At 50.3% G+C, this 6,624-nt stretch carries 7 protein-coding genes; all 7 read right to left on the reverse strand.

What is annotated here, in order from left to right:
* Nucleotides 1-26: 26 nt before the first annotated feature.
* Nucleotides 27-731 carry an ABC transporter ATP-binding protein gene (locus PVA01S_RS25955; protein WP_127610770.1) on the reverse strand — a complete coding sequence of 235 codons (705 nt, stop codon included), beginning with the start codon at nucleotides 729-731 and terminating at the stop codon, nucleotides 27-29.
* Nucleotides 718-1,479 (reverse strand): ABC transporter ATP-binding protein, encoded by a 762-nt coding sequence (locus tag PVA01S_RS25960; protein ID WP_127610772.1) that lies wholly within the window; start codon nucleotides 1,477-1,479, stop codon nucleotides 718-720. The genes PVA01S_RS25955 and PVA01S_RS25960 overlap by 14 nt, the downstream gene beginning before the upstream one ends.
* Complete coding sequence (locus tag PVA01S_RS25965) at nucleotides 1,439-2,422, reverse strand: branched-chain amino acid ABC transporter permease (protein WP_244933053.1); 984 nt, start codon at nucleotides 2,420-2,422, stop codon at nucleotides 1,439-1,441. Before PVA01S_RS25965 ends, PVA01S_RS25960 begins: the two co-directional genes overlap by 41 nt.
* The gene (locus PVA01S_RS25970) at nucleotides 2,419-3,288 is read right to left on the reverse strand and encodes a branched-chain amino acid ABC transporter permease (RefSeq protein ID WP_236595957.1); all 870 of its coding nucleotides are present in this window, start codon (nucleotides 3,286-3,288) and stop codon (nucleotides 2,419-2,421) included. The genes PVA01S_RS25965 and PVA01S_RS25970 overlap by 4 nt, the downstream gene beginning before the upstream one ends.
* A gap of 86 nt (nucleotides 3,289-3,374) precedes the next feature.
* Nucleotides 3,375-3,875, reverse strand: a complete 501-nt coding sequence (locus tag PVA01S_RS25975; RefSeq protein ID WP_054797771.1) for a 3-phenylpropionate/cinnamic acid dioxygenase subunit beta — start codon at nucleotides 3,873-3,875, stop codon at nucleotides 3,375-3,377.
* Between the two features lie 21 nt (nucleotides 3,876-3,896).
* Nucleotides 3,897-5,261, reverse strand: coding sequence for an aromatic ring-hydroxylating oxygenase subunit alpha (locus PVA01S_RS25980; RefSeq protein WP_155615113.1), 1,365 nt, complete (start codon nucleotides 5,259-5,261; stop codon nucleotides 3,897-3,899).
* Between the two features lie 35 nt (nucleotides 5,262-5,296).
* Complete coding sequence (locus PVA01S_RS25985; protein WP_164751988.1) at nucleotides 5,297-6,544, reverse strand: ABC transporter substrate-binding protein; 1,248 nt, start codon at nucleotides 6,542-6,544, stop codon at nucleotides 5,297-5,299.
* Nucleotides 6,545-6,624: the final 80 nt, after the last annotated feature.

The following is a 6,624-nucleotide window of genomic DNA, read 5'->3' on the forward strand; positions in this document are numbered from 1 at the left end:
TTTTTATGTTATTGTGACTATCTTTTCTATATGCCAAGATATTGATGCTGGATTTCATTGTTATCGAGAAGCTCTTTTGGCGAGCCCGACCAAACAATTTGCCCCTTGCTCATAATCAGCACCTCGTCGGCAACCCCGCAGGCCAAATGGAAATTTTGCTCGACAAGAAGAATGGAAAGCCCGGACTTTTTTAAACCGTGAATGATATCGCCTACCTGTGAAACCACGGATGGAGCCAGTCCCTCCGAAGGCTCATCCATCAAAATAAGCTGGGGATTGGTCATTAGCGCCCTGCCGATCGCAAGCATCTGCTGCTGGCCGCCGGACAGCTGGTTGCCCATGTTTTTTTCCCGCTCTTTGAGAACGGGGAATAACGTATACACTTTGTCCAAATCCCAATCCGGCAGAGCGTCCTGCGTTTGCGAACGCGCCGCCATCGTCAAGTTTTCACGGATGGTCAGGGAAGGAAATACACGTCTGCCTTGGGGCACCAATCCGATGCCTGTCCGTGCGATTTCATGGGGCGTTTTGCCCGTGATGGTCTTGCCAAGAAACCGGATCTCCCCTCTTTTCGCCGGCGTAAGTCCCGAAATGGAATGGATGGTCGTTGTCTTTCCCACTCCGTTTCGGCCCAGAAGCGCTACACTTTTGCCCGCCGGAACGTTGAATGTTACGCCTTGAAGCACATGGCTGTTGCCGTAATAGGTATGTACGCCTTCAATCGTCAGCATGCGATAAAGCCCCCCCGCCGAAATACACATCTTGCACTTGGCTGTTATTGCGAATCTCGTCCGGGCTTCCGCTTAATAGCAGCTCCCCGTGATGCAGCACCGTAATGCGGTCCGCGATGGAAAAGACGACGTCCATATCATGTTCGATAATCACCATGGTCATCGAGCGCGGCAGCTGCTGAATCAACTTGGTCGTATGCGCTGTTTCCGCAGGTGACATGCCTGACGTCGGTTCATCCAGCAGCAAAACTTTCGGTTTCAGCGCAACAGCCAGCATCACTTCCAGCACCCGCTGTTCACCGTATGACAATTCACTTACTATTCTGTCTTTTCGCTCCAGAAGGTTCCATTGTTCAATCAGTTCGTCGGCCTCGGCCCGGATATCCGCATAGCTGTCAAGCGGTTTAAAAAAACGGTATTTATAAGGCTTGTTGGATGTAATGGCAAGATAAACATTTTCTTTTACCGTAAGGTTCCAGAACAGATTGTTTTTCTGGTACGTTCTCGACATCCCGAGACCGACCCGTTTATGGGTTTCCATCGTACTTATATCTTGATTCTGGAGAAATATTTTCCCGCTGCTGATCGGCAGGAATCCGGTTAAACAGTTAAACAGGGTCGTTTTTCCGGCACCGTTCGGACCGATAATAACGTGGCGTTCATTCTCCTGCACTTCGAGAGAAACGTCTTTTAGCACCTGCAGCGCCTTAAACGATTTGCTTATTTTTTGCGTTTTCAACAGCGACATTTGCGTCTTCCCCCTTTCCCGGCCTTTTCTCCCAGAGAGAAGAAACAAGCTGCACGATGCCCCCGCGCCCGTAAAGCACAAATGCCACAAAAATAATCCCCATTATAAGCTGCCAGCGTTCGGTGTAAGAGCTGACGTAGTTTTGCAAAATGATAAAGAAGACGACGCCGACTACAGGCCCCAGCAGCGTTCCCGCTCCGCCGACGATGACCATAATGAGCGCCTGCCCGGAAAAAATCCAAAACATGAGGTCAGGGCTGACGAATGAATTAATAAAGGCGTAGAGCGCGCCTCCGAAACCGGCGAGCGTACCGGAAAGCGAATAAGCGATTAATTTGTAATTGCGGGTTTGATAGCCGAGAGCTTTCATGCGTGTTTCGTTTTCCATGATGCCTTTGACGATTTTCCCGATCGGCGAATTCACAAAGAGCAGCAGAAGAAGATAGCAAAGTAAAAAGCCAACCCCGGCCAAATAATACAAGCCATGCGTGCTCGTGATCGGACCGAAACCGAAATCGGGAGACACGCTTATCTGCATGCCGTCTGCACCGCCGGTCCATGATTTCATTTTAAACGCGAAAGCGAACAGCATCTGGCCGAAGGCAAGCGTAATCATCAGAAAGTAGCCGCCCGTCGTACGGATGAACAATGCGCCGGAAATAAGCGCCAACAATCCGGAGAAGACAAGCGCAGCGAGCAGCAGCACATAAGTATTGCCGATATGCTCGCCGAGCAGCGCCACCGTATACGCCCCGGTTCCGAAGAAGGCCGCGTGACCTAGTGAAACGAGTCCGGTATATCCCATAATAAGTCCCAGACTGAGCGCGAACACAGCCATAAAGAAAATTTCCGTTGCGAGATTCGTGCCGAAGCTGCTTAATATCAACGGCAGCACGAGAACCATAATAATCATGGCTAAAAAGAAGTAGGCATGTTTCCTCACAGCTGCACCCCTCTTCCGAACAACCCGGTCGGACGAACCAGCAGCACGATAACCATTAAGATAAACACCAAGGCCATGGAAACCGAGGGGAACCAGACTTTTCCTAACGTATCGATCATCCCGACCAGGATCGCTCCTGCAAAGGCGCCTTTCCATGTTCCGAGTCCGCCGATAACGACGACAACCAAGGAAGAAATGAGGACTTCCGCATCCATTCCCAGATAAATTCCCGTTACCGCACCGCCAAGAACGCCGCTGAAGCCGGCAAGCAGAGCACCGAAAGCGAAAACGCCGGAAAAGGCCAAGCCTACATTTATTCCGAGCGCCGATACCATCTGGCGATCGTCTACCCCGGCTCTGATGACCGACCCGACACGCGTGCGGCTTTCGAAGTACCAGAGAAGCACGGCAACCAGCACACCGACCATAATTACAAACAGACGAAAGACGGGAAATACGGTTTCTCCCAAATGGATCGATTGGCTAAGTTCCCCGGGAACCGGGATACTTTGCGGGCTCGTGCCCCATGCCCACTTCACCAGATCGGAAAAAATAAATGTCAAACCGAAGGTGAGCAGTACCTGGTCCAATTCCTTCCCGTACACGCGGGCCAGGAAAACCTTTTCCATAAACCATCCGAATAGACCGACGAGGATAATCGTCACCATAAGCGCGACCCAAAAGCCCATCCCCTGCTTCATTAACGCAAATGCGACATAGGCTGCGATCATGAAAAAGGAACCATGGGCAAGGTTAACGACATTCATAAACCCCATAATGATTGATAACCCCGCCGCAATCATAAACAGCAGCATCCCGTAAGCCAAACCGGTTAAAATATGTGAAAACAGAATGGATGCATTCAAGACATTTCCTCCCTACCGAAAGTGAACATGGAGTGATTAATAAGTGCAACAAAACCGACTTCTGTTTCGGAGGTTTCGGTCTATTCTTAAAAGAATGAGCTAAGATTAATGGACGTCAGTACCGTTTGATCCGGGTAAATCGTTCGCGCAGCTATTTTCCACTGTCCATCCACTCGTCTGAGTATGTCCAGCCGTTCTCCATAAACCTGGTCGGAGACTTCATCCTTCGCTCTACTCCGCATAAACAGAAATGCGCTTCTGACCTCAAGCTCATCTTTGCGCGTTTCCCGCTCAATCAGAATATTGTTGATGAAATGCCGCGTACGTGGTACCGGATCCCAGGCCCATGCCGAGGTTGTTGCCATACGGCTTACCCGTGTGATGAGCGATTTCTTCGTTTCTTCAAAGTAAGTCATCTCATCCACAATGTTGGAGCCGTCTTTTTTCTCGCGGGTGACCCTTAGCGGCATGCGGTAAATAATGTCATCCGTCAGCAGGCCCAGCCATTCCTGGAATTGCAAGCTGTCCAATATGTACGCTTCGCGCTGAAGGAAATTCGTGATCTCATAGTGAAGTTCATAGTTCATAATGATGGCTCCTTTCCTCAATTATTTTATTTCCGAATGCACCGCGGACTGCCGCAGATTGACGTCACCGGTGAGCAGAGACAGCCAGAATTCATGCATGTTCCTTGAGGCATAGTCGACGTAACAAGTCGGATAAGCTACGCCCGGTCCGTCCCAATGGTCCAGCGGCTCTACTTTTCCCTCGCCCATCATATAGTTCAGCACATTGTTGTAGCTCAAATCCTTGTCACGGGCAAGTATGCCTTTGCTCGCCTGCGTCACGCGCGCCCAAATTTCGGCATCGTCCTGCTCCAACGTGCCCGACGGGCCGAAGGATGCGATGTAGCCTTTGTACGAGGCTTGCTTGTATGCTTCCGGCGCCGCCTTGTCGATCATAAACCAGGACCACACTTCGATTTTGTCGGCTGAGATCGGACGCCACACACGCATGTTCAAGTAATTGTGCAGATGACCTTCGCTTCCGTGAAGCGGACTCAGGAAGGACAAGTTAGGGAAACAGTTGCCTACGATAACGGTACATTTCGATAAAATATCATGCTGCTCGGCCGTCAGGTTCTTTTGGAACATCGGCCACATCTCTTCGGGCATTCCCTGATACGGCGGTATGTCTAAACCCGGAACGCCGGTATTGATGTTAACGTTGTGTCCATGGTCGAGCACCACTTGATAACCATAGCCCGAGAACAGCGGATCCTGCGGGCTGATGCCAAGTTCCACCGTCGAGCGGTGTACGGTCGCCACATGGTACGGATCCCCTCCGAAGTTTTCCGATGTCAGCTTCCAGTTGGCGTTAAGAATCCAGCGCTGCGGAACGCCTCGGACCTCCATGCCGCCATCGCTGCGGTTCAGAAGAATATCAAAATACCATTTCATTCCTCCGAGGTACTCTTCCAGCGGCATGGTATTTGCATCCAGGCAGCCGAATATCAAACCGTTGTAGGTGGCGACCTGCGGCACCGGCTTAAGACCCCATTGCTCTTTGTCCATGCCTTCGCCGTAAACCTTATCCCCTGCGACGACGCCGATCAGCTTGCCATCATTATTAAAGCTCCAGCCGTGATACGGGCATTGAAACGTGTTCTTTTTGCCGAAATCGGCTGTACACAGCTGCATGCCTCTGTGCGGACAAGAATTAAGAAATGCTTTGATTTCTCCTTTTTTCGTCCGGACAACCAAGATCGGATCATGAACCAGCCATCTGGTGATATAGCTTCCCGGTTCCTTCAGCTCGCTCTCATGGCCGAGAAGCTGCCACGCATGAGCGAATACTTTCTCGATCTCCTCGTCGAATATAGCGGGGTCGTTCAAAATCCACTGCGGCATCATCCCCTGCGAGATTTTTTCTTTTATCTTCCGCAATCTGTCTTCGTCCAAAACAGTACTCATAATTCTCCTGCCTCCTCATGTGAATTAATTAGAAATTACTTTGCCGCGGGATCCTTTTCCGGCATAACCATTTCTCCAAGATTCGCCAATGGTTCGAAGACGATGCTGCCGTCTTTCATTACATTTCTGCCGGCATAAAACGTTTGAATCGGATTATTCGTTTGGGGATCGATGGTAATGCTGCCGCGCGGGCTATTGATCGTAATTCCTTTAAGCGCTTTCAAAAGATCGTCGCTTTTTACGCTTCCGCCTGTCTTCTTCACCGCTTCCGCGAAGGCCTGAGCGGCATCATATCCATATACGGAGTAGAAATCCGGTATTTTGCCATACTTCGCTTTAAATTCTTCGACAAACTTTTTGTTCGTCTCATTCTCGAGTGCAGGGTAATAGTGGAAGGTGCTATAAATTCCTTCTGAATCGGCACCGGTCGGTTCCGTGATGAGGACGTCTCCGAATTCGCCGGAAGAAGTCAGCGGGATGTTCCCCTTCAGGCCAAACTCTTTATATTGCTTAATGAATCGGATTCCGTCTGCCCCAGGCAAGAATGCAAATACCAATTCCGGTTTAGCCTGCTTGATTTGATTCAGATTTGTCGCATAATCGTTTGCCCCGAGCGGAGGGTAGGCTTCCTCGATGACTTTGCCGCCAGCCTGGATAAACGCCTCTTTAAACCCGGCAGCCACTTCGTGTCCTGCAGGATAGTCGGACGCTACGATGTATGCCGTTTTGCCGACTTTGTCGGCAAAGTACTTGCCGCCGGGCGTTCCGCTTTGCCAGTTAGAGAGGGAGGTACGGATCATATAGTCGCTTTTCTTGGACCAGGAAATATCATTGGCGGCGGCGGTGACGATAATCATGGGTTTCTTGACCTTTTGCACCTCGTCTGTAAGCGCATACACAACATTGCTTAGAAGGGGACCGAGCACGACATCCGCCTTGCTGCTGTTAATAAGCTGGCGGTACTTCCGTAACCCCGTCTGAGGATTCCCTTCATCATCCTCGTACTTGATTTCGACCTTGCGGTCTCCGATCATGTAATTATGCTGCGAGAAATAAAGCTCGATTCCTTTTTTGGCACTTTCTCCGGGTTGTGCTTGAGGGCCTGATTGACTGAGGAGTGCACCCACGATAATAGGGTCTTTGCTTTCATCCGCGGCCGCGGTTGAGGCTCCTGGTGAAGAGGGGCTTTCTGAATTTTGCGTCGTCGCAGCGGAACCGCCGCTGCAGGCTGTGAGGAGTATAGCCAACATAACTGTCATCATTGCCGTCAGTCTCTTTTTCATCTTAAAATCCTCCCCCAAAACAACATGAATTCGGTTGCATGTACAGGTCTTTATCAGATTATAAAATTGGAGACACATAA

It is taken from the genome of Paenibacillus validus NBRC 15382, from assembly GCF_004000985.1.
Taxonomy (GTDB): domain Bacteria; phylum Bacillota; class Bacilli; order Paenibacillales; family NBRC-103111; genus Paenibacillus_G; species Paenibacillus_G validus.